This is a genomic window from Pseudovibrio sp. SCP20, assembly GCF_057774105.1.
Map to the genome: position 1 here is coordinate 312,423 of NZ_JBYMDH010000004.1, position 22,298 is coordinate 334,720.

Sequence of the window (22,298 nt, forward strand, 5' to 3'; positions counted from 1 at the left end):
AAAATCATGCGTGTAAAGCTTATTCGCCTTCGTTTGCAGGGGTTGCCTGCAGCAGGCCGTAGCGCTCGACGCCGATCTTTTCCAGAAGTTCCAGCTGGGTTTCGAGGAAGTCGATGTGACCTTCTTCGTCTGCCATCAGGTCTTCAAAGAGTTTCATAGTGACGTAGTCGCCTTCTTCGCGACAAACTTCGCGTGCTTCCTTGTACAGAGCACGTGCGGAGTATTCGCCAGCCAGATCGCATTCAAGGCATTCCTTGAGGTCCTGACCGATGCGCAGCGGATCAAGTGTCTGCAGATTCGGATGACCTTCGAGGAAGATGATGCGCTCGATCAGCTTGTCAGCATGTTCCATCTCTTCGATGGACTCTTCGCGTTCTTTCTTTGCAAGCTTTGTGAAGCCCCAGTCTTCAAGGAGACGGTAGTGCAGCCAGTATTGATTAACTGCAGTCAGCTCGTGGCGGAGCGCCTTATTGAGATATTCCAGTACTTTAGGTTCACCCTTCATGTCACTCTCTCCTTGACAAATTGAGGTATTGACCTTTTTTAGAATAATTCCAAGTTACTGTCCAGAGTCATCTTTAACTTGTTCAGCCTCAGCATATACAACTTCGATGATGCTTTTAAAGCAACCACCACATTTTGGCCTGTACCCGAGGTGACGAAATACCGCTCCCGGAGTGGGGACACCACCCTCCGGATTCTCACAAAGCTCCCGTGCAGCTTGTTTTATTTGTTTGTCATTAATGACGTTGCAGTGACAAATGATCATTGTTGGTTGCTTTCGGGCTCCCAATTTCGCTTGCAAAGCATTATATAATCTGTAGATCTCTTAAAACTAGAGAATAATACTCCAGTTTCCTGCAGTCCTATCACGAGCAAAGCCCCTATGAACACCAACCAAACGACGAAGGATCTCCGCAAGACAATCGTTTTGACAGGTGCGAGCCGCGGAATCGGCCACGCAACGGTAAAAAAGTTTTCTTCGGCGGGTTATCGGGTCATTAGCTGTTCCAGACAACCCTTTTCTGACAAGTGTCCCTGGCCATCCGGACCGGAAGACCATATTGAGGTCGACCTGGGTGACGCGGAAAATCTGGAAAAAGCAGTTGCCCAGATTAAAGAGCGCCTTCAGGACAACGGTTCCATGTTGCACGCCTTGGTCAACAACGCCGGCATCAGCCCGAAGGATGATGAAGGCCAACGCCTCGATTCTCTGACCACGCCAATGCAAACATGGCGAAATGTGTTTCAGGTAAACTTCTTTGCACCAATTATGCTGGCTCGTGGTTTGTTTGATGAACTGAAGGCGGCCAGAGGTTCTGTTGTGAACGTCACCTCCATTGCCGGTAGCCGGGTTCACCCGTTCGCTGGTACCGCTTATGCGACCTCCAAGGCAGCTCTCGCTTCTCTGACACGCGAAATGGCTGCTGACTTTGGTCCGCATGGTGTACGCGTCAATGCGATTGCTCCAGGTGAGATTGACACCTCCATCCTGTCACCTGGCACTGAGAAGATCGTCGAGACCATTCCGATGCGCCGTCTGGGCAGCACTTCTGAGGTGGCTGATACCATCTACTTCCTGTGTTCGGCTCCATCTTCCTACGTGACTGGCGCTGAAATACATATCAACGGCGGTCAGCACGTATAAACGCGTTCTTATGTGAAACGTGAAAGGGGCGCTTTGAGCGCCCTTTTTTGTGGCCGGTGGAGGGGATTTACTCGCCTCTGATGCTGGCAATTTTTCTTAGCTCTTTTTTATAGATCCTCTGATTTAGTTAGCTGGTTGCATCGGGAAGCATTGGGGGATCAAGCACATGCCTGCGGTCAATTTGAAAAGAGTGCCTGTCGTTCTTTACGGCATGGTGTTCCTCGTCATTCTGCTTGGCATTGTGCAGCAAGTGTTTGTCGACACGGTTGGCATCGAAACACCGCTGAAAGACCTGCGTCACATCTCGCTGGACGAGGAACTCAACCTCGGCGCCTGGTTCTCTTCCATGGTGATGCTGTGCATTGCCGGTCTAACAGCCCTCATTGGCGTGATTGAGCGGCATTCTGCCAAGCCTCAGAACTGGCTTTACTGGATGGGATTGGCGCTTGGTTTTCTCTACATGTCCATCGATGAGAACATCGCGATCCATGAAGTCACCATTGATCCGCTGCGAACTGCGTTTGATTTGAGTGGTGCCCTCTACTTTGCGTGGGTGTTGCCTGCTGTGGTTCTGGTGGGCGCACTCGGTTTGATTTATCTACGTTTTCTCGCCCGACTGCCACGGCGGTTTGCTCTTCTGTTTGTGGTTTCAGGCAGTATCTATCTGTCTGGTGCAATTGGTTTTGAGATGCTGGGAGCCGTGTTTGCAGGCAGCGAAGGCTATGACGCGCTTGGCTATAAGATCTTCTATATTCTGGAAGAAAGCTTTGAGCTGATCGGCCTAACGACCTTCCTCTCCGCATTGCTAGCCTATCTGGGCGAGGCACACGGATACGCGGCCATCACCTTCCAGCGCGCTCAAAACGCTGGCTATGTAACAACGGAGAAGTGAGGAGAAGGGACAAGGCCCCTCCTCCCAAAACGCTTAACTGGATGCAGCAACAGCACGTTTTGCCATAACCGTCACCAGATTGGCGCGGTAAGCAGCGGTGCCGTGAATGTCTGAAAGCATGTCATCAGCAGATGGTCCCATGCCCGCAACGGCATCAGCCGACCAGTTGCTGTCCAACGCTTTTTCCATATCCTGCATGCGGAACACGCCGTCCTGCCCAGCGCCAGTCACCGCAACACGTGCACCAGCACTTGTCTTTGCCACGAACACACCTGCCATCGCATAACGGGACGCTGGGTTCGGGAACTTGGCGTAAGCGGTGTTGGATGCAGTTGGGAAGACAACCGCTGTCACGATCTCATCTTCATCCAGCGCTGTTTCGAACATGCCGGTGAAGAAGTCTTCCGCAGAAAACTCGCGCTTATTGGTCTCGATGGTTGCACCGAGTGCCAGCAGAGCCGCGGGATAATCCGCAGCCGGATCGTTGTTGGCGATGGAGCCGCCAATGGTGCCCATGTGACGAACATGAGGATCGCCGATGGTGCATGCCAGATCAGCCAGTCCCGGAAGAGCGGCTTTGACATCTTCGTTGGCAGCGACATCTGCATGGCAAGTTGCAGCACCGATGCGGATAGAACCGTCAGCCTGTTTCATGATGCCTGCGATTTCATCGATATGGCGTAGATCGATCAAATCACTTGGTGCAGCAAGGCGTTGCTTCATGGTTGGGATCAGGGTCTGACCGCCAGAAAGCAGTTTGCCGTCATCTGCGTTTTTCAGCATTGCCGCTGCATCCGACACGGTCGAAGCGCGATGATATTTGGTCTCGTACATTTTTAGCCTCCCATCCCCTAATGGGGTCTTTGGCAGAGTTGCTATGAGTTTAAATCGGATAATTCAGCTTTCGGATACGGAATGGCTTCCAGATCTGAGAAGAAAATCTTGCGGTTCTGCTCACCATGGATCAGTTGACCAAGACGAGCAGCTTTTCGGAAAAGTGCTGCTGCTTCGCCTTCTTCACCTGAAAGCAGAGTGGCACGTGCCAGAAGCTCAGAAGCATAGGCATGGTCGAAGTCCGCCATGTCGTCCTGATGAGCTTCGGTCATGTCCATTGTCTGCCGGGCGTAACGCATTGCTGCTTCACCATTTCCGAGCAGAACATGGACACGACCCACGAGCCATAGCCCGCGTTGGTGATTGACCTTCGTCCCAATCTGAAGCCAGTGCCAGAGGCTGGCGTGAGCGACATGGAGCATCTCGTCATTTTCCTCAGGCGAGCGGCCTTCTTTTTCAAGAAGAGCCCATGCTCGCTGGTTGAGTTCAATGGCGATGAACTTGTGATCCAATGTCGGTTTTGCGCCAGCCTGTGTCACCGTTTTACTCCGCTGCCTGCTTCATGCCGTTGTCCTGAATGAGCTGCCACACGCGGTTCGGCGAGGCAGGCATATTCATGTCGCGGATGCCAAGAGCGTCCGTTACGGCGTTGATGACAGCAGGAGGTGATCCGATCGCGCCAGCTTCACCACAGCCTTTCATGCCGAGCGGGTTGCCCGGGCATTCAGTGACTGTGGTTTCAAGCTTGAAGGATGGAACATCATCTGCACGTGGCATGGTGTAGTCCATATAAGATGCCGTGAGCAGCTGACCGTGGTCGTCATACTGGGTGTTTTCCAGCATGGCCTGACCAATGCCCTGCACCAGACCACCATGGACCTGACCTTCCACAATCATCGGGTTGATGATGGTGCCAAAGTCATCTGCTGCCACAAAGTTCTCGATGGAAACAACGCCGGTATCTGGATCTACTTCTACCTCACAGATGTAACACCCCGCCGGGAATGTGAAGTTGGTTGGATCGTAGAACGCGCCTTCCTTCAGGCCCGGCTCCATGCCTTCTGGCAGGTTGTGAGCTGTGTAAGCAGCCAGAGCCACTTCGGTGAAGGTGAGCTTCTTGTCCGTTCCGGCGACTTTGAGTTCACCGCCCTCAATCTCGATATCGCCTTCAGAGGCTTCCATCAAGTGAGCTGCGATCTTCTTCGCTTTGGCTTCAACTTTGTCGAGGGCCTTGGCAATTGCAGACATGCCGACTGCGCCGGAGCGGGAGCCGTATGTGCCCATACCCATCTGCACTTTGTCGGTGTCACCATGCACGATGGAGATACTTTCCGTTGGCAGACCAAGGCGGTCTGAAACCAGCTGTGCGAAGGTGGTTTCGTGGCCCTGACCATGACTGTGCGAGCCGGTGAGAACCTCAATGGTTCCAACAGCGTTCACGCGCACCTCAGCGGATTCCCAAAGACCAACGCCAGCACCGAGAGAGCCAACGGCCTGAGACGGTGCGATACCGCATGCCTCAATGTAGCAGGACATGCCCATACCACGGAGCTTGCCAGCAGCTTCGGACTGAGCACGGCGTTGAGCGAAGCCGTCATAATCAATGGCCTTCATGGCAGCATCGAGGGAGGCTTCGTAGTCACCGGCATCATAGGCCATGATCACAGGTGTCTGGTGCGGGAACTCGCGGACGAAGTTGATGCGGCGGAATTCTGCTGGCGCCATGCCAACTTCTTTCGCAGCGGTTTCCATCATGCGTTCCACCACATACGTAGCTTCTGGACGACCTGCACCGCGGTACGCATCCACCGGAGTGGTGTTGGTGTAAACCGCTTTCACATTCGCGTAGATGTTTGGAATGTTGTACTGGCCCGACAGCAGCGTTGCGTACAAGTAGGTTGGAACGGAAGACGAGAACAACGACATGTATGCGCCGAGATTGGCGACTGTCTTCACACGGAAACCCGTGATCTTGTTGTTTGCATCCAGCGCCAGTTCTGCAGTGGTGTGGTGATCACGACCGTGAGCATCTGTGAGGAATGCTTCTGTGCGATCCGAGGTCCATTTCACCGGACGGCCAACACGCTTTGTTGCCCAGAGACAGGCGATCTCTTCAGGATAGATGAAGATCTTGGACCCAAAGCCACCACCGACATCAGGTGCAATCACACGCAGTTTGTTCTCAGGAGCCACGTTGTAGAACGCGGAGAGCACCAAGCGCGCTACATGCGGGTTCTGAGATGTGGTGTAGAGCGTGTAATGTTCTTCTGATGGATCGAAATGAGCAAGCGCCGCGCGCGGTTCCATTGGGTTTGGAACGAGGCGGTTGTTGTCGATGTCCATCTTGGTGATGTGGGCAGCGTTTGCGAATGCTTCGTTGGTTGCTGCTTCCTCACCGATTTCCCAATCGTAGATAAGGTTGCCTGCTGCTTCGGGATGAAGCTGAGGTGCTCCCTCTTTCAGTGCATCGAGGCTATCGACGACAACTGGCAGCTCTTCATATTCCACGACAACAGCATCAGCTGCATCACGCGCCTGCTGCTGGGTATCAGCAACCACAACTGCGATGGCCTGACCAACATAGCGGACAATTTCGGATTCCAGAGCACGATAAGCGCCCATGTTCATTGGGGAACCGTCTTTGGAATGGATCATCCATCCGCAGATGATGTTGCCAATGCCATCTGCCACCAGCTGATGGCCGTTCAAGACAGCATCAACACCGGGCATTTTCATCGCTTCATCTGTGTTGATGGACGTGATGCGTGCGTGGGCGTGTGTTGAGCGAACGAAAGCCGCGTAGCCCATGCGTGGCATGGTCATGTCATCCGTGTAGCGGCCATTTCCTGTCAAAAATCTTTTGTCTTCCTTGCGCAGCACTCGTGCGCCAATTCCTTCTGCTGTCATTTCCATCCCCTCCCGGAAGGTTAACTTCAGCAACTGTCATAGAGCCCGGACGTCCAACGCACCTGAAACAGGGCGAAGCCGGACTACAGAGCAGTCAATTCTGGATTATTCTGCGGCTTCGAGGACTTCCGCCATTTCGTCAGCAGCGGCTTTGATTGCCTTGACGATATTGTGGTAGCCGGTGCAGCGACAGATGTTGCCTTCCAGCTCATGGCGGATTGTTTTTTCGTCCAGATCGGTACCAAGGCGATTGACCATATCAATTGCGGACATGATCATGCCAGGAGTGCAGAAACCGCACTGAAGGCCGTGGTTTTCCTTGAAGGCTTTCTGCATGATGTGCAGCTGGCCGTTTTGGGAAATGCCTTCAATGGTGGTGACAGCAGAACCGGATGCCTGCACAGCAAGCATGCTGCAGGATTTGACTGCCTTGCCGTCCATATGAACAAGGCAAGCGCCGCACTGTGAGGTGTCACAGCCAACGTGTGTTCCGGTTAGTCCCTGATTTTCGCGCAGAAATGTAGACAAAAGGGTGCGGTCTTCGACCTCACCAGAAATCTGCTTTCCATTCACCGTCATAGAGACAGTCGTCATGGTTTTCCTCCCTCAATAAAGCCTGCATTTCGCGTCCGCAGACTATGAAGCCAACAGCCCTGATCAGGATCTCCCGTCCTATCAACGCAGTTGGTTGTAATTTAGGCCAGAGGCCTTGATATTCGGCGGGGCCGTTCGTCTACCAAGTGCCCTCTCCGCACTCGACTGATCACGACCGCCAAATTCTTACGTTCCAAGCAACCAATAAAGTCCAAGTAAAACAATAAGGGCGATCAAGCCCCAACCCAGCGGACCACCTAAAAATCCTTTGCCCGCCGCAACTTCAACCTTCTCCTCAACATCCTTAACTGCATCTTCCAATGCGTGCTCTGCATCGGCGATTGCTTCGACTGATCCTTCAATGGCGTGCTCGTTGGCAATTGATTTTGCTTTTTCAATCAAGCCCTGATCCAGTTCAACGGACTCAAGCGCCTCGTCCTTGTCCGCCGCAGGTGTCCCGCCGAGTTCTCTATTCAGGTTAGAGAAGAACTCTTCCGCCATTTTTTTGGCTGTTGAGTCGATCAGTCGGTTTCCTAGCTGAGCAAGTTTGCCACCAACCTTTGCATTAACCTCATAACTCAGAAGAGTGCCATCCCCACTCTCTGAGAGGGTTACATCTGCTGAGCCCTTCGCAAAACCTGCAACGCCGCCTTTGCCTTCACCAGAGATCTTGTAGGAGTTTGGCGGGTTCAGATCAGAGAGCGTCACTTCTCCTTTAAACTTCGCTTTCACCGGGCCAACCTTGGCTGTGACCGTTGCAGTCATTTCGGTGTCAGAGGTTTTTTCCAGACTATCGCAACCGGGGATACACTTTTTCAGCAACTCAGGATCGTTGAGAGCTTCCCAAACCTTTTCCTGACTCGCAGGTATTTGCTGCTCTCCAGACATTTCCATGGATTGGCCCCCTCGTTCTTTTCAGTGCTTCCTTTAGGTAGGCTCCGCGCCTTAAGGTCACTTTTGCATTCCACGTCATGTAGATTGGACTTAAATCGAGTGAAAAGACAAGTACCTCTCGTGTTAAAATTGTCATGGATGCTCAAAACTTCTTTTCAGAAGACAATGACGTTTTATCAGTCCTGAGATATGCTGGAGTTTCCCCGCTGTGGATACTCACTTAACGGTAAAGAGCTTGTTTTGCGCTAAAGCGTTGACCAGAGGGCGTCATCGCCTTAATGCCTTTTCATTAAATAAACGAATTCAGCGTGAGGCCTTGCCTTGCGTTTGTGCGCAGAAAATCAAAGGCAACATCCTTGAGTAAATCACCAAAAGGCGGCGCTCCACGGGCCCGCAATGCGCAATCCAAAAAAGGCGGTTCGCGGAAGGACAATGGTCCGAAGCGCAGCTTTGCCGCGAAACGCGATCATCGAGACGGACGCGACACACGCCCTGCCCGCGACGCTCGTGGTGGCCAGAAAGAGAACACGGCTGCAAACCGTTCAAATCGACGTGAGCAACCACGTTCAGCTCCGGCACCTGTTGCCGTTGAGCCGATTGTGCGTGAACACAAGCCAACCTCCGCCCGCTTCGAGACGCCTGCCAGCGTTTTGCCGGTGATGGTGGAGATGAATGGCTGGGAAGACTACGCTCTGCTGGACATGGGGCATGGTCAGAAGCTGGAGCGTTATGGTCGCTACACGGTCATTCGCCCAGAAGCTCAGGCGATGGGCGCACCACGCCTGCCAGAGAGCGAATGGAAGCGCGCTGATGCGATCTTTACCGGCGATGTTGAAGAAGAAGGCCCTGGTCGCTGGAAATTTGCCAAGCAAGTCGATGAAATCTGGCAGATGAAGTACGGACCGGCCACCTTCAACGGCCAGTTCATGTCTTTCCGCCATGTTGGCGTGTTCCCTGAACAGGCAGCCCACTGGGATTGGGTTGGTCAGCAGATCAAGAAAGCTGACCGCCAGCTGAAGATCCTCAACCTGTTTGGATACACCGGACTGGCATCGCTGCTGCCTGCTGCCCTTGGCGCGCATGTCACTCACGTGGACGCTTCCAAAAAGGCGATTGGCTGGGCTCGCGAAAACCAAGAGCTTTCCGGCCTTGAAGACAAGCCGATCCGCTGGATCTGCGATGACGCTATGAAGTTTGTGGAGCGGGAAGTGCGCCGCGGGAACACCTATGACGGCATTATCCTCGACCCACCAAAGTATGGCCGCGGACCGAACGGTGAAATCTGGGACTTCTTTGAGAACGTGCCGCATATGCTGGCTTGTGTGCGCAAGCTGCTGTCACCAGATGCACAGTTCCTGCTGATGTCGAGCTACGCCATTCGCGCCAGCTTCCTGTCTTCTCATGAATTGATGCGCGAATGCCTTGATGGCCTGCCGGGAACGATTGAATCAGGTGAGCTGGCTATTCGCGAACTTAATGGACCACGATTGCTCTCAACCTCCCTCTTCAGCCGGTGGAGCGCACCTGACAATACCAAGGCTGAGGGAGCATAACTGATGGAATTCAAGCAAAACCAACGTCCCGGTGCTGTTAAGCAGATCACTTCACACTCCAATCCGATTGTGAAGGAAATCAAAGGTCTCGTCGCACAGCGGAAGCATCGCCGGCAGAGCGGGCTGTTTGTTGCCGAAGGTCTGAAACTGGCAACAGACGCTCTGGAAGCTGGCTGGGGCGTGCGTTATCTGGCGCTTGGGCCAGAAGCTCGCGAAAACAAAATTGCGCTTGAGGCAGCTGCAAAAGCAAAAGCCCGGGGTGCTTTGATCCTTGAGGTTAACACGGCAGTTCTTGGCGCTATCACCCGCCGCGATAACCCGCAGATGGTTGTTGGCGTTTATGAGCAGCAGACACTGAAGCTAAGCGATATCGACCCGAAAAGCGCAACCACATGGATCGCGCTGGACCGCGTGCGCGATCCGGGTAACCTGGGTACCATTATCCGCACTGGTGATGCAGTTGGCGCAACAGGTGTTATCTTGATTGACGATACGACCGACCCGTTTGCTGTTGAGACCGTACGTGCGACGATGGGCTCTCTGTTCCACATGCCAATTGTGCGTTGTACTGCGGATGAGTTCGTTGAGTTTCGCAAGAGCTGGCCGGGCCCTGTGGTTGGCACGCATTTGCGGGGCGAAAAGGACTATCGTGCTGTAGAATATAAAGAACCAGTCATTTTGATGATGGGCAATGAGCAAGCGGGCCTAAGTGATAAGCTGGCCGACACTTGCTCTGATCTGGTGAAAATTCCGCAGGCGGGGCAAGCCGATTCAATGAATTTGGCTGTAGCAACGGCTGTGATGCTTTATGAAGTGCGCAGGAACTATCTGAAGCTGTAGACGTATGCCGGGGGGCTTGGAATGCGCTTGTTGATTTTGGGAGCTGGATACTCAGCTCGCCATTTTGTGAAAATGTACGGAACCGAGTTTTCCTGGATTGGCGGGACAACCCGCTCCGAGGAAAAAATGGCGGACCTGCAATCCAAAGGAATTCATCCGATCCTTTTTGATGGCGAAACAGCAAGTGATGAGTTGCTAGAGGCGATTTCGTCTGCAACGCACATTCTGGTTTCAGCTGCCCCAACCGATGATGGCGATCCTTTACTGAACGCAGCACGCGATGCTGTAGCAGAATCGAAGCCAACGGCAATCTGCTATCTTTCCACTATCGGCGTTTATGGTGACCATGAGGGCCGATGGGTTACAGAAACAGCTGAGTGTAATCCAACCTCCAAACGCTCCAAGCTGCGCCTTGAAGCAGAGAAGGAATGGCTTGCATTTTCTGAAGAAAGCGGCATCCCGGTCAGCATTCTACGCCTTGCGGGTATCTATGGCCGTGGACAGAACGCTCTGTGCAATCTGGACAAGGGCAAAGCGCGCCGTATTATCAAGGAAGGTCAGGTCTTTAACCGCATTCACGTGAGTGATATCGCGGGTGCAGTTCAGCATGCGTTTGAGGACAATGCATCCGGTATCTTCAACGTTTCTGATGATGCGCCTTGCCCACCTGAAGATGTGGTGGAGTATGCCGCCCGTCTGATGGGTGTTGAACCACCGCCAGCAATTGCTTTTGAAGACGCAGACCTTTCGCCAATGGCAATCTCGTTTTATGGCGAGGTGAAGCGCGCAAGCAATGCGAAGCTCAAAGGGGCACTGGGATACAAATTCAAGTTCCCGACTTATCGTGAAGCACTGGACTATATGTGGGAGAACGGATGGAGCTAGAGCCTATTAGGGACAAGCTCTGATCCAGCCGCTCACCTTGCACCGGTTTTACTAGACTGTTTCGTGTTGAGGCAGGTCTCCTTCTATCTCGTAGTAATCGCCTTTGCTGGCACAGAAGATATGACCTGCCATTTTCAGACCTGTCGGCTCTTCCAGCAGCCCAGCGCTGAAGTAAACTTCATGAGCAATCTCGGGGATTTTGTCTCCGTGATAAAACAGGCTGCTGCCACAGTTGCTGCAAAAGGCGCGCCTTGCATAATCAGATGAGCGGTAATAGGAGATGTTCTCTTCGCCGCTCTCAACTGTCAAAGCATCAAATGGAATCGCCAGAGCATGGAACGGGCCACTGTTCCAGCGGCGACACATGGTGCAATGGCATAGGCCAACCTCTTTTTTGGGCGCTTCTGCTTTGAATGAAACCTCACCACAGAGGCACTTCCCTTTATAGACCTTCAGATCAGACATACCTATTTCCCCCATACATTTCACGTATCCGCCAAGACAATCCGATATGGATTAATTAGCCCCTTAATCCTCATGGGCATACTGCGGGCGACCATCCTCAATTTCATAGTAATCTGCCTTGGCAGCACAGAAAATGTGGTTGCCTGCACTCAAGCCAGTTGGCTGTTCCAAGGCGCCCACTGCAATCGAGATGCGATCTTTCCATTGTGGGTGGCGATCTGCATGCCAGAACAGGTTTGAGCCGCATTTTGAGCAGAAGCCGCGGCGGGCAAAATCAGAGGATTCGTAGTACTTGACGGCATCTTCCCCCGCAGTGAACTGCAGGTTCTTCAGAGGCAGGCTGTAGGCATCAAACGGGCCACTCCCCCACTGCCGGCATTGCTTGCAATGACAGGTGCTGATTGGTTCGTCCGGTGCCTCACCTTCAAAGGCAACTGCACCGCATAAACAACGTCCTTTAAACTCAATGGTCTTTGTCATCTGACTATCCAATACCTACTGAAAAAGGGTTGTCTCTCGAATCGAGAGCTATATGATTCCATAAATAGAACATATCGCGAACATTTGTATTCAGCAAGCGTTCAGGTTAAGTCTCCTATGTGGGTTTTCATAGATTCCAATTTTGTCCATTCAGATGTGCAGGGCACTACCAGATCGGATGGACCGTTTAGAAGGCATGTTGGGGATGCGGGTAGTTTTAGCTGTTGTGGGACTTGGATTGGCACTGAGCGGGTGTGCCTCTCTTTCTGAAGAAGATTGCAAGATCGGGGATTGGCAGGGCATCGGAGTCGTTGATGGCCGCGCTGGCTACACCTCCGATACACTGAACGAGCACACCAAGGCTTGCAGCAAGTATGGCGTCACACCAGACGTAAGCGCTTACATGGCGGGTCGTACCATCGGGCTTCAAAGCTATTGCACGCCGATTTCCGGCTTTGAACAGGGCCGTGAGGGCAAGAACTACCGTGGTGTCTGCCCGATTGCGACTGAAGAGAGCTTCAAAGTTGGCTATTCTCTGGGTAATCAGCTTTATGCAGCCAATGAAGCTGCCAGCGACGCTCAGGAATCCGTTTGGGAAATCCAGCGTCGCATTGATCGGCTGGAAGAAGAAGCACGCGGTGAAGACTGCAAGTCAGGCAAAGAAGGAAAGGCATGTCGCAAAGCCGCAGACGCTGCACGAACAGACTCCTATCTGGCACGAGCTGATTTGCTGCTTGCACAAAACCGGCTGTTCTCCTTGGAGCGTCAACGTGATCGTGTCCGAAAAGAAGTCACCAACAAGCTGCTTGACCTTGAACCAAGCTACAACCCCTCCTAAAATTTGCAGGCAAATGCAGATTCTTAGGGGAAGGCGAGCCGATGAAAACGTGGCGTGTTTATCTTTCAGGTGAAATCCACACCGATTGGAGAGAGCGAATTGAACATGGTGCGGCAGATGCAGGCCTGCCTGTTCATTTCGACAGTGCCGTGACTGATCACGAAGCCAGCGATGATTGCGGGGTCGAGATTTTGGGGGCTGAAGACAGCAATTTCTGGCGGGACCACAAGGGTGCGAAGATCAATGCCATCCGCACCCGGACGCTGCTCTCTGAGGCAGATATCGTTGTGGTGCGCTTTGGTGACAAGTACCGCCAATGGAATGCTGCGTTTGACGCAGGCTTTGCTTCAGCTTTGGGCAAAAGCATCATCGTGCTGCACGATCCGGCACTGACGCACCCACTGAAGGAAGTAGACGCCGCAGCCTTGGCCGTGGCCGAAGATCCCGATCAAGTGGTCGACCTGCTCCGCTACGTGATCCGCGGCGAACTGTAAGCCCCTCCCAATTCAAGGGAAGACGCTCTCATAACACAGCCCTACACTCCCCTCTCAACAAGAGGAACAAGTGTGGGGCTTTTGTTTTTAATGGCCCAATCACTCAATTGGTGGGCAGGTGTAGTGACGAGTGTTTGCGATCTTTTTGATTTTGATGAGTTTCCCAAAATCAGTTTGCCTGAAGACGGCATCATCGTTATCACAAGAGCCCGAAATGAGATGTTGCGATTACCCTTTTTTCTGGAGCATTACCGGAGTATTGGGGCAAGTCATATCTTCGTTGTCGATAATGACTCCACAGACGATACAGCAGCTTTTCTGGAAACACAGCCAGACGTTACTCGGTTTCACACCAGCAAGCTCTATAAGCAGTTCAAACGAAACTGGCTCCTCGCCATTTTAAATGAGTATTGCACCGATCGCTGGACTATTCTGGCGGATACAGACGAGCAGTTCGTTTATCCAGGATGGCCAGAAACCAAACTGACTGGCCTGACAGCTTATTGGGACAGTGTTGGTGCAGAGGGCGTAATAGCTCCGCTGATCGACATGTACTCTGACAAGCCTCTGGTTGATGTTGACTACAGACAAGGAGATCCATTTCTTTCTACATGTCCTTACTTCGACACGACTTCAACATGGGCGACACAGGTTTCACCAGAACTGAAAGGACCACGTTTTGAAATTCGAGGAGGCATTAGAGGACGCCTATTTGGGATTCCTCCTAAAAGGCGAGAGATCTTTCCACTAGGTTTATTGCGAAGTCTATATCTTGCACCTGCACGAGTTCACCAAAAGCTCCCTTTCCGAAATTACTTTGAAAGGCGGCTTAAGCGCTTCCTGAAAAAGCAATGTCCTCAACTTATGAAAGTACCGCTTATCAGATGGAACCCTGTATATTCCAAATTATGGGGCACACATGAACTAGATATCAGAACCAGCCTTGCCGATGATTGGGGAGCAATGCTGCACTTCAAGTTCTTTCAGGACTTTAAGTTTCGTGTTGAAGAAGAGCTTACACGACAGGCCTATTACGCAGATGGTCTAGAATACAAAGCTTACTATAGTGGATTGGAAGATATTCTCCACCATTCACCTATGTATGAAGGATCAATGAAATTCACAAATGTGAGTGATGTATATAGAAGTCAACAGGCTTATTGTTCATCAGCTCTTCTGGAATACTTGAAAAACATACCACACCTTAAGAACTCACTCAGTCAAGAAAACATAGTTGCTTAGCTTATTTCTGCAACTGGTCAATGGAGCCCTGAAATGCATTTTTTGAAAGGCCTTGAACATACGTATAAAATGCGCAGGCGCTATAAAACATTACGCAATATCAAACTGGATGTTTCTCAACCTGAAATTGACTTATATGTAAAAGACCAGATTGTTCGAGGTATCTATGAAAATGAAGAACATAACCTCCTGACACAATTGCTAAAACCAGAAGACCGTATTCTGGAGTTAGGAGCCTGTATAGGTTTTCTATCGGCAACAGCTTCTAAGATTTGCGGTTCCAGCAATGTCATGTGCGTTGAGGCAAACCCAAACCTTATAAATGTCATAGAGACTAATCATTCTTTAAACGACGTTTCTCCCATAACTGTAAGTGGTATCGCAGCTCTCACTGATAATAAGCAATCAGAGTTTTATGTTGGAAAACGTATCATCGGATCATCTGTTCTAGAACGCAAAGAAAGCCAAAAAATTCTTCAAAAAACAGTCGATGTCAACAGGCTAATCGCAGAGTTTAAACCAAGCTTTTTGATGATGGATATCGAAGGAGCAGAAATTGAACTGCTACCAGCTTTAAACCTGACCAATATCCGAATGTTAGTTGTCGAGTTTCATCCCAAACTCAATGGTTTCGATGCAATAACAGAGTGCATCAATGTGCTCACCACAAAAGGCTTCGCATTGCGGGTAGATCAATGTCAGAACAAATGCATGGTGCTTCAACGGACCACAGATCCTGATCATGCAATGAGTTCACAACTCAGCCATGCTCTTGAAGCGCAAGGTGTTCTTTCGCAATAATCTTTCTGGCTTATGCGCAGTGCTTTCATGGCTGCCGTTTTCGACAGCCATGTGCTTTTATAGAACAACATCACGCATTGAAAGCGATGAGGGTGTTGCCCCAGTGGCGGCCTTTGATCCAGATGGGGGCTGAGACGAGTTTGATCATCATGATCTTTCCGCCGCCCATGTCCCGACGATAGGTTTGTAGGCTGTATTCTTTGGTGTTCTTGCTTGCATTCAGGCCAGCACGGTCATCGAACATTCTGCGATTACGGCAGTTGGCGGCGTTCCAGACCGGGTCATTGCCCTGAGGCTTGGAATACTCTTTGCTGTGCGTTGGCAGATAAGCGTTTTTATCCAGTGCAGCGCAGAAAATGATATGTGGATCAAGATCTTTGACTGGCTCCTGAATGTCAGGCAACACCCGGTCAGTCATTTGCGTGAAGGATGCCATGAACTGGACGGGGTTTGAGCCATCAATCGGGGTGTAGTTGAAGTCGAAAAGATCGTTGATTGAGATACGGCCTGCATCCACTTCGCCTTCAAAAGCATCCATGGTCTTTGCAGCAGCATCCTTGGCGTACTCGATCATCTGCTGATTGAGATTGTCGCCATGTTCGACGGCAACTTCGGCAAGCAGGGCATCGGCTGTTTGTGATGTTCCGAGCATCTGGCCGGAAACCTGCTCAATGCTCTCTGCATTGGCGGAGACCACGCCGACCATTTCATCACGATTGCGCAGCAGTTCGTCCGTATCAGCGTCATTGTTTGCGCAGGCGATGCGGATGGATTCTGTGTTGGCGGAGATGTTATCAACCATTGCTTCCAGCTCATGGAAGAGATCGTTGATGGACTGTGTGCCGTTTTCAGCAGTCGCTACTGTATCAAGTGCGCCCTTACCGAGATCCACCAGAGTATCTGCTTCTTTGCCGAGCTGAAGGATTGTTTGGTCAATTTGTTCAGTCGCGACTGTGGTTTGCGTCGCAAGCGCCTTAACTTCGCTGGCAACCACGGCAAAGCCTTTGCCGGCCTCGCCTGCGCGAGCTGCCTCAATTGTCGCATTGAGAGCCAGAAGATTGGTCTGTCGGGCGATGGCGTCAATGGAACTGGAGAACTGACGTACGTTGGCAAACGAGGCCTGGAGGCCTTCCAGTTGGCGATTGATGTTGCTGATGGTTGTCGACAGGCTGTTGATGTTGGCGAGCGCGTCCGTCACCACTTCCTGAGACTTCGACATGGTATCGCGGGCGTTGGTCGTCTGCTCTGCTGTCTGCTCAACGGCAGAGCTCACTTCCCGGTTACTCTCAACAACACGTCCAGAAGCTTCCTGAAGGCTTTCCATGGCTGTTTTCAGAGCGCCTGCAGTGTTGTTAACGGCATCCAGCTCTCCCGCAGCTGAGGCCATATCCAACGCAAGGGCGTCCAGCTCACCAAACAAGCGTGCACTATCTATTGAACTCTTAGGTTCTGTAATTTCCACTTCAGCAGACTGACCGATTACTTCTCCTTGGTCGTTTGCAGCAGTTTCAGCAAGCAATTGTGTGTTACGCTTAAAAAAAGCCATGTCAAAAACCCCTCAATCGCGCAAAGGTTTTCATAGTTTTACTTATAGATTATTAACCTTGTTATTAATCCTTCCTCCTATTGCAAGTGACTGGATTACAAAGGATAATAACAAAACATCCTGTGACTAAACTTCTATTTTCTAATTACTATGCGCGGTGCATATGATTTGTCGTGAAATGCGTCTGTCCGATCGGGACGCGGTTATTGCTCTTTGGAAGGCCGCTGGCGTCTTTCGTGAATGGAATGATCCAGTTCGGGATATTGCAAAAGCACTTGAGGGCGAACACTCAACTATTCTTGTCGGAGAACTGGACGGCATGATTGCCACCAGCATCATGTGCGGAGAGGATGGGCATCGCGGCTGGTTCTATTATGTGAGCACACATCCTGACCATCAGGGCAAAGGACTGGGCAAGGCCATTACGCAAGCCGCAGAAGACTGGTTGCGAGCCCGTGGTATCTGGAAAGTTAACCTGCTTGTACGTGGAGATAACAGCCAGGCCGCTAGCTTTTATGAGGCACAAGGTTACAAGGACACCCAGAGCATCTGCCTTCAAAAGGTGATTGAGCCTTAGACCACCAAGTTTTTACTCAGAAAATTTAATGGCTGTGAAAACTGCGGTAATCGACACTGCGGTTTATAGGGTTTTGAAATTTCCTGTTGGGCCGCATAGCGTTGGGCGTCAACTCACTGAATTTTCATAGAGCACCTTAATCAAATCAAGCATCTCCGCCACATTCTGAAGTATTTTCTCGTCTAAAGTTAGAATAATGGAACAATATATAGAAATCACAGCAAGTTAGCTAACTGACACTCATCAGGTCTATATTTCACCTCTACAATTCCCATAACATGAATACAATACTCATATTACATCTGCAGTATTTTATAGGATTGATTGTTTCGTAAAGTTGTCATGCAGGCGCCTTAGTGTGCGCTCACCTTCTTCTACGGGATATTTCCAATGACTAAAGAATTGACGAATGAACTCACGGCAGATGAGTGGGATGAGTTGAACTTCCCTCGTGCTGAAGAGAATGAATTTGACCGCGTTGTTGAGCGCGCAATTTCGCGCCGCGGTTTTCTGGGTGGTGTGCTCGCATTTGGCTCCGGCGCAGCGGTGATGGGCACAGGTGTGCTTGGTCTTTCCGCTTCTGAGGCGAAGGCGTCTGTTTCGCGCTTCGCTTTTCAGCCAATTCCGACATTTACGGACGCGACTGTTCATGTCCCGGAAGGATACAACTGGAAGATCCTGGCTCGCTGGGGCGATGCTCTGGTAGATGGTGCTGAAGAGTTCGATCATGAGACCGGTGGCTCTACGGCAGGTGCTGACAAAGTGTTTGGTGAAAACACCGACGGCATGGAGAGCTTCCAGTATCAGGGCAAGCAGCTGCTGGCGATCAACCATGAGTATGCCAACCGCCGGATCAACCTGCCTCAGAATGAAGATGGAGCTCCAAAGAGCGCTGATGATGTTCTGAAGCTGCAGCACCTTCAGGGTGTTGTGGTTATTGAAGTGGAAGAAGGCGATGGTGGTTGGGCGATCGTGAAGAACAGCCCGTTCAATCGCCGCATCACGCATAACACGCCGATGATGCTTGCCGGACCGGCTGCAGGTCACCCTCTGCTGCAAACTGCGGCTGATCCTTCTGGTACACAGTCTCTTGGCACATTCAACAACTGTGGTTCTGGCAAGACACCATGGGGCACTTATCTGACTTGCGAAGAGAACTTCAACGGTTACTTCGGTGCAACCGATGCACCTCCTGCGGAGCGCATGGACGGTGTTGATGCTGGGTACAAGCGCTATGGCATCACGGATACCGGCTACAACTACGACTACCATAAGTTCGATGAGCGCTTTGACATCGCGAAAAACCCAAATGAGCCTCATCGTGCTGGCTGGGTGGTTGAGATTGATCCGACCAATCCAAACTCCACGCCTGTCAAACGCACTGCACTAGGTCGCTTTAAGCATGAGAATGCAGAGGCTGTTTTGGCACCAGATGGCCGCGTTGTTGTTTACATGGGGGATGATGAGCGCGGTGAGTTCATGTATCGCTTTGTCTCCAACGGTGTTTATGCACCGGGTCAGCCAACTGATGGTTTGCTGGATGATGGTACGCTGTATGTTGCCAAGTTCAATGATGATCAGACGGGCGAATGGTTGGCTCTGACACCAGACACAACAGGCATGGATGCAGCCAGTATCGCGATCTTCAGTCGTATTGCTGGTTCTGCTGTTGGTGCGACCACCATGGACCGTCCTGAATGGATTTCAGCCAATCCCAATGCAGTTGAGGCGTATTGCTGCCTGACCAACAACAAGAACCGCGGTGTGAAGCCAAATGCGGGTGGTGACGATACCTCTGTCAACGGCCCGAACCCACGTGAAACCAACAAGTACGGCCAGATCGTGCGTTGGCGTCCTCACAATGAGGATCATGCCTCAGACACGTTTGATTGGGACCTCTATGTGATGGCTGGCAACCCAACCGTTCATGAAGGACCTAAGGCTGGTTCTGAAAACGTGAATGCAGGCAACATGTTCAACTCCCCAGACGGCATGGGCTTTGACGAGAGCGGGCTTGTGTGGATCCAGACAGATGGCAGCGACAGCAATGAAGGTGACTTTGCTGGCATGGGCAACAACCAGATGCTGGTTGGAGATCCTGTGACAGGTGAGATCGCTCGCTTCATGACTGGACCTAAAGGAGCAGAAGTGACTGGTCTGACATGGTCTGCTGATCGCCGCAGTATGTTTGTGGGCATTCAGCACCCAGGCGGTAACTGGCCAGATGGCGGTAAGCTTCCTCGCTCTTCCGTTATCGTGATCAAGCGCGACGATAATGGTGTGATTGGCTAAGCTGACCTTCCAGCCCAAACGATATTACCCTTCGGGAGTTGGCCTCCCGAAGGTTTCATTTTGTGAATGTCAAACTATCGACAGTTGAGCATTTAGTGGCTGAAGACGGCAGTGATCTTGGAAGTCTGCAGTGTGTTCGCACCAATCATATAGCCAACCAGCGCGTTGCTTGGGTTCTCAGGAAGATCCAGCGCCGGCACGCCAAGTGCATGGATGGTGAAGATATAGCGGTGTACCTCACCTGCCGGTGGACAGGCACCGCCAAAGCCCTTAGCACCGTAGTCGTTAGTGATTTCCATTGAGCCAACAGGCAAAGTTTTGTTGTTGCTCGCGCCTTCTTCAAAAGAGTTTGCCGAGGCTGGGATGTTCACCACATTCCAGTGCCACCATCCTGAACCTGTTGGTGCATCCGGATCATAAGCAGTAAGAGCGAAGCTTTTGGTCCCTTCTGGCGCGTTGGACCAGCTGAGCTGCGGTGAGAGGTTGCCTCCGGTGCATCCGAACCCGTTATAAACGAACTGGTTCGTGAGCTGCTGACCTTCAGCAATAGACGTGCTGGTGAGTTTAAAATCTTGCGCTTGAGCGGCAGATGCAAAAGAAGCTGCGATGGCCAGAGCGGTTATGAGTGGTTTCCGGAACATGTTTTCTCCAGTGGCTTAGGGCGTTGAACATGTTCCAGCTATAGGTTGCTTTGAAAAGCTACGCTTTCACGAGCCACTCATAAACTATCAAATTCCGATCAACCTTCTCTCGATCTGATCTCTTTTGGGCGAATCCCAAAGCGTTTTTTGAAAGCCTCGGAGAAATGAGAGGGAGTAGTAAATCCGCAATCCAGCGCGATGCTCGAGATAGGTTCATGCGTGGATTGCAACAGAGCCAGACCTTTTTCCAACCGGGTATGGCGCAGAACTTTTGCAAAGCCGTGCCCGGACTTGGCAAGCCAGCGGCGGAAGGTTGCCTCACTCATCGCAAAATGACTGGCGACATCTGTCGCGCGCCATGCGTAGCTCAAGTCGGTTTCGATAAGGCTGCGAACCTGGCTCAGAGGGTTGTCTGTGTCGGGCTTTGACAAGTGTACGCCGATATGGCGTAGCCAGATGAGTGGCTCCAACAGTCGGTGCTGCCTTAAGGCTTCTGGTAGAGCAGTATTTGCCAATGTCTCTTTCATGAGGGCAAGCACGTCTTCCGGCTTATGCTCTTTTCCACGCACCAGCTGGATACCTGTAGCTGTTGGAGTTGCCGGTTGGTCTGCATACACTGCATCTATCAGCGTGTTGGCAATGCTGACACCATCTGCCTGATAATCGGCATCTACAAGCGGCCTGTTTTCAAGGCTGATGATAGAACCGGGAGGAAAGATGAAGAGATCGCCCTCTGAACCGACCAACTCTCCATTGTGAGGGCAGATTACCTTCTTCGTTCCCTTGTGAATGAACGACAGGAAGGTTTGATGGAAGTACATGTCCGTGAACGTGGCTCGAGTGGCCTGCGTGATCAAGTGAATGGACAGGCCCGAGTCGTCAGGCAACATCCTGTCAGCTGTTTCATTGGAGAGTTGTGGCACTTTCACTGGTACTTTCAAACACCGCAGGTATCATGGTTTTATCGAGCTGGAGCAGAATGGCAAGCATTCCCCCTAATCAGAACCGTTGGATCTGAGGCGCGTTATCAGTGATCTCGTAGTAGTCACCTTTGTCTTTGACGAAGATATGCTTGCCGATGTGCAAGTCGTTTGGCTCATCCAGACAACCGGCTGCGATAGCGATGTAGTCTTCCGCATGGATTTTATAAAATAGGCTCGATCCGCATCCCTTGCAGAAACCTCGCTTTGCAAACTCTGAGGAAGCGTACCATTCAAGCCCATCATCAACCGTGAAGGTGATGGCGCTTTCAGGAGCTACTGTGGAGGCCCAGACGTGGCCGCTTGTGCGCCGACATTGGCTACAGTGACAGACTGTGACGCTGTCTCTTACCGCTTCCACCTGAAACTGAACTTTGCCGCATTCGCATTTGCCAGAGACCATGTTCCCTCTCCCCTTATTTATCAAGGAACCAAGATAGGGAGCGGGATGTGGCCGGACAACAAAAAAAGCAGGCTCCTCTCGGAACCTGCCTTTTAAAAAGCTTCTGCTTCCTGCTTTAGCAATTAAGCTACAGCAGCCTGTGCTTTTTCAACCAGAGCCTTGAATGCGTCAGGCTGGTTGATTGCCAGGTCAGAAAGAACCTTACGGTCAACTTCGATGCCAGCTTTGTTCAAGCCATCGATGAAGCGGCCGTAGGTCATGCCGTGTTCACGGGTCGCAGCGTTGATACGCTGGATCCAGAGTGCACGGAAGTTGCGCTTGCGAGCCTTGCGGTCGCGGTAAGCGTACTGTGCCGCTTTCTCGACTGCCTGCTTAGCAACGCGGATGGTGTTCTTACGACGGCCGTAGTAACCTTTGGCTGCCTTAATAACTTTTTTATGACGAGCGTGGGCGGTAACGCCTCTTTTTACACGTGACATGGTTGTCTCCTGG

The 22,298-nt window shown here is 51.5% G+C and carries 25 protein-coding genes; 11 read left to right on the forward strand and 14 right to left on the reverse strand.

The window, feature by feature from the left end:
- Positions 1-19: 19 nt before the first annotated feature.
- A complete protein-coding gene (bfr, locus tag AC3CB2_RS17300) occupies positions 20-505 on the reverse strand; it encodes a bacterioferritin (RefSeq protein WP_008552486.1) in 486 nt (161 codons plus the stop codon).
- Between the two features lie 54 nt (positions 506-559).
- Complete coding sequence (locus tag AC3CB2_RS17305) at positions 560-769, reverse strand: (2Fe-2S)-binding protein (protein WP_063286750.1); 210 nt, start codon at positions 767-769, stop codon at positions 560-562.
- A 117-nt stretch (positions 770-886) separates the two neighbouring features.
- Here AC3CB2_RS17305 and AC3CB2_RS17310 point away from each other — a divergent pair, with 117 nt between their 5' ends.
- Together AC3CB2_RS17310 and AC3CB2_RS17315 are read left to right on the forward strand one after the other, a co-directional pair.
- Complete coding sequence (locus tag AC3CB2_RS17310; protein ID WP_008552480.1) at positions 887-1,648, forward strand: SDR family NAD(P)-dependent oxidoreductase; 762 nt, start codon at positions 887-889, stop codon at positions 1,646-1,648.
- A 166-nt stretch (positions 1,649-1,814) separates the two neighbouring features.
- Entirely contained in the window at positions 1,815-2,540 is a 726-nt protein-coding gene (locus AC3CB2_RS17315; RefSeq protein ID WP_352934742.1) for a hypothetical protein, read from the forward strand.
- A gap of 33 nt (positions 2,541-2,573) precedes the next feature.
- Here AC3CB2_RS17315 and AC3CB2_RS17320 read toward each other — a convergent pair whose 3' ends face one another.
- From AC3CB2_RS17320 to AC3CB2_RS17340, 5 genes are all read right to left on the reverse strand, one after another.
- Complete coding sequence (locus AC3CB2_RS17320; protein WP_352934744.1) at positions 2,574-3,374, reverse strand: FAD binding domain-containing protein; 801 nt, start codon at positions 3,372-3,374, stop codon at positions 2,574-2,576.
- Positions 3,375-3,415: 41 nt separating this feature from the next.
- The gene (locus AC3CB2_RS17325) at positions 3,416-3,913 is read right to left on the reverse strand and encodes a hypothetical protein (RefSeq protein WP_352934746.1); all 498 of its coding nucleotides are present in this window, start codon (positions 3,911-3,913) and stop codon (positions 3,416-3,418) included.
- A gap of 4 nt (positions 3,914-3,917) precedes the next feature.
- The gene (locus tag AC3CB2_RS17330) at positions 3,918-6,281 is read right to left on the reverse strand and encodes a xanthine dehydrogenase family protein molybdopterin-binding subunit (RefSeq protein WP_041768001.1); all 2,364 of its coding nucleotides are present in this window, start codon (positions 6,279-6,281) and stop codon (positions 3,918-3,920) included.
- Positions 6,282-6,386: 105 nt separating this feature from the next.
- Entirely contained in the window at positions 6,387-6,875 is a 489-nt protein-coding gene (locus tag AC3CB2_RS17335; RefSeq protein WP_008552435.1) for a (2Fe-2S)-binding protein, read from the reverse strand.
- Positions 6,876-7,061: 186 nt separating this feature from the next.
- Positions 7,062-7,769: an SRPBCC family protein gene (locus AC3CB2_RS17340; protein ID WP_008552452.1), complete on the reverse strand. Its 708-nt coding sequence runs from the start codon at positions 7,767-7,769 to the stop codon at positions 7,062-7,064.
- A 356-nt stretch (positions 7,770-8,125) separates the two neighbouring features.
- Here AC3CB2_RS17340 and AC3CB2_RS17345 point away from each other — a divergent pair, with 356 nt between their 5' ends.
- From AC3CB2_RS17345 to AC3CB2_RS17355, 3 genes are read left to right on the forward strand one after another with little or no spacing between them, the layout of a single operon-like run.
- Positions 8,126-9,322, forward strand: coding sequence for a class I SAM-dependent methyltransferase (locus AC3CB2_RS17345; RefSeq protein ID WP_425328957.1), 1,197 nt, complete (start codon positions 8,126-8,128; stop codon positions 9,320-9,322).
- A 3-nt stretch (positions 9,323-9,325) separates the two neighbouring features.
- Positions 9,326-10,162 (forward strand): TrmH family RNA methyltransferase, encoded by an 837-nt coding sequence (locus AC3CB2_RS17350; protein ID WP_075699889.1) that lies wholly within the window; start codon positions 9,326-9,328, stop codon positions 10,160-10,162.
- Between the two features lie 21 nt (positions 10,163-10,183).
- On the forward strand, positions 10,184-11,047 hold the full coding sequence (locus AC3CB2_RS17355) for an SDR family oxidoreductase (protein ID WP_075699891.1): 864 nt from the start codon (positions 10,184-10,186) through the stop codon (positions 11,045-11,047).
- 51 nt (positions 11,048-11,098) lie between these two features.
- Here AC3CB2_RS17355 and AC3CB2_RS17360 read toward each other — a convergent pair whose 3' ends face one another.
- Together AC3CB2_RS17360 and AC3CB2_RS17365 are read right to left on the reverse strand one after the other, a co-directional pair.
- Positions 11,099-11,512 (reverse strand): GFA family protein, encoded by a 414-nt coding sequence (locus tag AC3CB2_RS17360; protein ID WP_352934750.1) that lies wholly within the window; start codon positions 11,510-11,512, stop codon positions 11,099-11,101.
- Positions 11,513-11,575: 63 nt separating this feature from the next.
- A complete protein-coding gene (locus tag AC3CB2_RS17365) occupies positions 11,576-11,992 on the reverse strand; it encodes a GFA family protein (protein WP_352934752.1) in 417 nt (138 codons plus the stop codon).
- 205 nt (positions 11,993-12,197) lie between these two features.
- Between AC3CB2_RS17365 and AC3CB2_RS17370 the strand changes: the two genes are divergently transcribed.
- The 4 genes from AC3CB2_RS17370 to AC3CB2_RS17385 all read left to right on the forward strand — a co-directional run bounded on the left by AC3CB2_RS17370 (position 12,198) and on the right by AC3CB2_RS17385 (position 15,367).
- Positions 12,198-12,830, forward strand: coding sequence for a DUF2799 domain-containing protein (locus AC3CB2_RS17370; protein WP_352934755.1), 633 nt, complete (start codon positions 12,198-12,200; stop codon positions 12,828-12,830).
- Positions 12,831-12,871: 41 nt separating this feature from the next.
- The gene (locus AC3CB2_RS17375; protein ID WP_352934757.1) at positions 12,872-13,324 is read left to right on the forward strand and encodes a YtoQ family protein; all 453 of its coding nucleotides are present in this window, start codon (positions 12,872-12,874) and stop codon (positions 13,322-13,324) included.
- Positions 13,325-13,396: 72 nt separating this feature from the next.
- A complete protein-coding gene (locus AC3CB2_RS17380; protein ID WP_352934760.1) occupies positions 13,397-14,566 on the forward strand; it encodes a glycosyltransferase family 2 protein in 1,170 nt (389 codons plus the stop codon).
- Positions 14,567-14,599: 33 nt separating this feature from the next.
- Positions 14,600-15,367: an FkbM family methyltransferase gene (locus AC3CB2_RS17385; RefSeq protein ID WP_352934763.1), complete on the forward strand. Its 768-nt coding sequence runs from the start codon at positions 14,600-14,602 to the stop codon at positions 15,365-15,367.
- Between the two features lie 70 nt (positions 15,368-15,437).
- Here AC3CB2_RS17385 and AC3CB2_RS17390 read toward each other — a convergent pair whose 3' ends face one another.
- A complete protein-coding gene (locus AC3CB2_RS17390; RefSeq protein WP_083417155.1) occupies positions 15,438-16,913 on the reverse strand; it encodes a methyl-accepting chemotaxis protein in 1,476 nt (491 codons plus the stop codon).
- Between the two features lie 163 nt (positions 16,914-17,076).
- Between AC3CB2_RS17390 and AC3CB2_RS17395 the strand changes: the two genes are divergently transcribed.
- Entirely contained in the window at positions 17,077-17,490 is a 414-nt protein-coding gene (locus AC3CB2_RS17395) for a GNAT family acetyltransferase (RefSeq protein WP_352934766.1), read from the forward strand.
- A gap of 390 nt (positions 17,491-17,880) precedes the next feature.
- Complete coding sequence (locus AC3CB2_RS17400; RefSeq protein WP_352934769.1) at positions 17,881-19,782, forward strand: PhoX family protein; 1,902 nt, start codon at positions 17,881-17,883, stop codon at positions 19,780-19,782.
- Positions 19,783-19,874: 92 nt separating this feature from the next.
- On the opposite strand, the gene AC3CB2_RS17405 is transcribed toward AC3CB2_RS17400, so the two are convergent.
- The 4 genes from AC3CB2_RS17405 to rplT all read right to left on the reverse strand — a co-directional run bounded on the left by AC3CB2_RS17405 (position 19,875) and on the right by rplT (position 22,285).
- Positions 19,875-20,423 carry a YbhB/YbcL family Raf kinase inhibitor-like protein gene (locus AC3CB2_RS17405; RefSeq protein WP_352934772.1) on the reverse strand — a complete coding sequence of 183 codons (549 nt, stop codon included), beginning with the start codon at positions 20,421-20,423 and terminating at the stop codon, positions 19,875-19,877.
- A gap of 98 nt (positions 20,424-20,521) precedes the next feature.
- The gene (locus AC3CB2_RS17410) at positions 20,522-21,352 is read right to left on the reverse strand and encodes a helix-turn-helix transcriptional regulator (protein WP_352934775.1); all 831 of its coding nucleotides are present in this window, start codon (positions 21,350-21,352) and stop codon (positions 20,522-20,524) included.
- 70 nt (positions 21,353-21,422) lie between these two features.
- Positions 21,423-21,806 carry a GFA family protein gene (locus AC3CB2_RS17415; protein ID WP_352934778.1) on the reverse strand — a complete coding sequence of 128 codons (384 nt, stop codon included), beginning with the start codon at positions 21,804-21,806 and terminating at the stop codon, positions 21,423-21,425.
- 122 nt (positions 21,807-21,928) lie between these two features.
- Positions 21,929-22,285, reverse strand: coding sequence for a 50S ribosomal protein L20 (rplT, locus tag AC3CB2_RS17420; RefSeq protein ID WP_008553032.1), 357 nt, complete (start codon positions 22,283-22,285; stop codon positions 21,929-21,931).
- Positions 22,286-22,298: the final 13 nt, after the last annotated feature.

Bases quoted from the DNA above. Each gene is read 5' to 3' on its own strand.
- bfr (WP_008552486.1), bottom strand. From the start codon at position 505: ATGAAGGGTGAACCTAAAGTACTGGAATATCTCAATAAGGCGCTCCGC.
- AC3CB2_RS17305 (WP_063286750.1), bottom strand. From the start codon at position 769: ATGATCATTTGTCACTGCAACGTCATTAATGACAAACAAATAAAACAA.
- AC3CB2_RS17310 (WP_008552480.1), top strand. From the start codon at position 887: ATGAACACCAACCAAACGACGAAGGATCTCCGCAAGACAATCGTTTTG.
- AC3CB2_RS17315 (WP_352934742.1), top strand. From the start codon at position 1,815: ATGCCTGCGGTCAATTTGAAAAGAGTGCCTGTCGTTCTTTACGGCATG.
- AC3CB2_RS17320 (WP_352934744.1), bottom strand. From the start codon at position 3,374: ATGTACGAGACCAAATATCATCGCGCTTCGACCGTGTCGGATGCAGCG.
- AC3CB2_RS17330 (WP_041768001.1), bottom strand. From the start codon at position 6,281: ATGACAGCAGAAGGAATTGGCGCACGAGTGCTGCGCAAGGAAGACAAA.
- AC3CB2_RS17335 (WP_008552435.1), bottom strand. From the start codon at position 6,875: ATGACGACTGTCTCTATGACGGTGAATGGAAAGCAGATTTCTGGTGAG.
- AC3CB2_RS17340 (WP_008552452.1), bottom strand. From the start codon at position 7,769: ATGGAAATGTCTGGAGAGCAGCAAATACCTGCGAGTCAGGAAAAGGTT.
- AC3CB2_RS17350 (WP_075699889.1), top strand. From the start codon at position 9,326: ATGGAATTCAAGCAAAACCAACGTCCCGGTGCTGTTAAGCAGATCACT.
- AC3CB2_RS17355 (WP_075699891.1), top strand. From the start codon at position 10,184: ATGCGCTTGTTGATTTTGGGAGCTGGATACTCAGCTCGCCATTTTGTG.
- AC3CB2_RS17360 (WP_352934750.1), bottom strand. From the start codon at position 11,512: ATGTCTGATCTGAAGGTCTATAAAGGGAAGTGCCTCTGTGGTGAGGTT.
- AC3CB2_RS17365 (WP_352934752.1), bottom strand. From the start codon at position 11,992: ATGACAAAGACCATTGAGTTTAAAGGACGTTGTTTATGCGGTGCAGTT.
- AC3CB2_RS17370 (WP_352934755.1), top strand. From the start codon at position 12,198: ATGCGGGTAGTTTTAGCTGTTGTGGGACTTGGATTGGCACTGAGCGGG.
- AC3CB2_RS17375 (WP_352934757.1), top strand. From the start codon at position 12,872: ATGAAAACGTGGCGTGTTTATCTTTCAGGTGAAATCCACACCGATTGG.
- AC3CB2_RS17385 (WP_352934763.1), top strand. From the start codon at position 14,600: ATGCATTTTTTGAAAGGCCTTGAACATACGTATAAAATGCGCAGGCGC.
- AC3CB2_RS17390 (WP_083417155.1), bottom strand. From the start codon at position 16,913: ATGGCTTTTTTTAAGCGTAACACACAATTGCTTGCTGAAACTGCTGCA.
- AC3CB2_RS17395 (WP_352934766.1), top strand. From the start codon at position 17,077: ATGATTTGTCGTGAAATGCGTCTGTCCGATCGGGACGCGGTTATTGCT.
- AC3CB2_RS17400 (WP_352934769.1), top strand. From the start codon at position 17,881: ATGACTAAAGAATTGACGAATGAACTCACGGCAGATGAGTGGGATGAG.
- AC3CB2_RS17405 (WP_352934772.1), bottom strand. From the start codon at position 20,423: ATGTTCCGGAAACCACTCATAACCGCTCTGGCCATCGCAGCTTCTTTT.
- AC3CB2_RS17415 (WP_352934778.1), bottom strand. From the start codon at position 21,806: ATGGTCTCTGGCAAATGCGAATGCGGCAAAGTTCAGTTTCAGGTGGAA.
- rplT (WP_008553032.1), bottom strand. From the start codon at position 22,285: ATGTCACGTGTAAAAAGAGGCGTTACCGCCCACGCTCGTCATAAAAAA.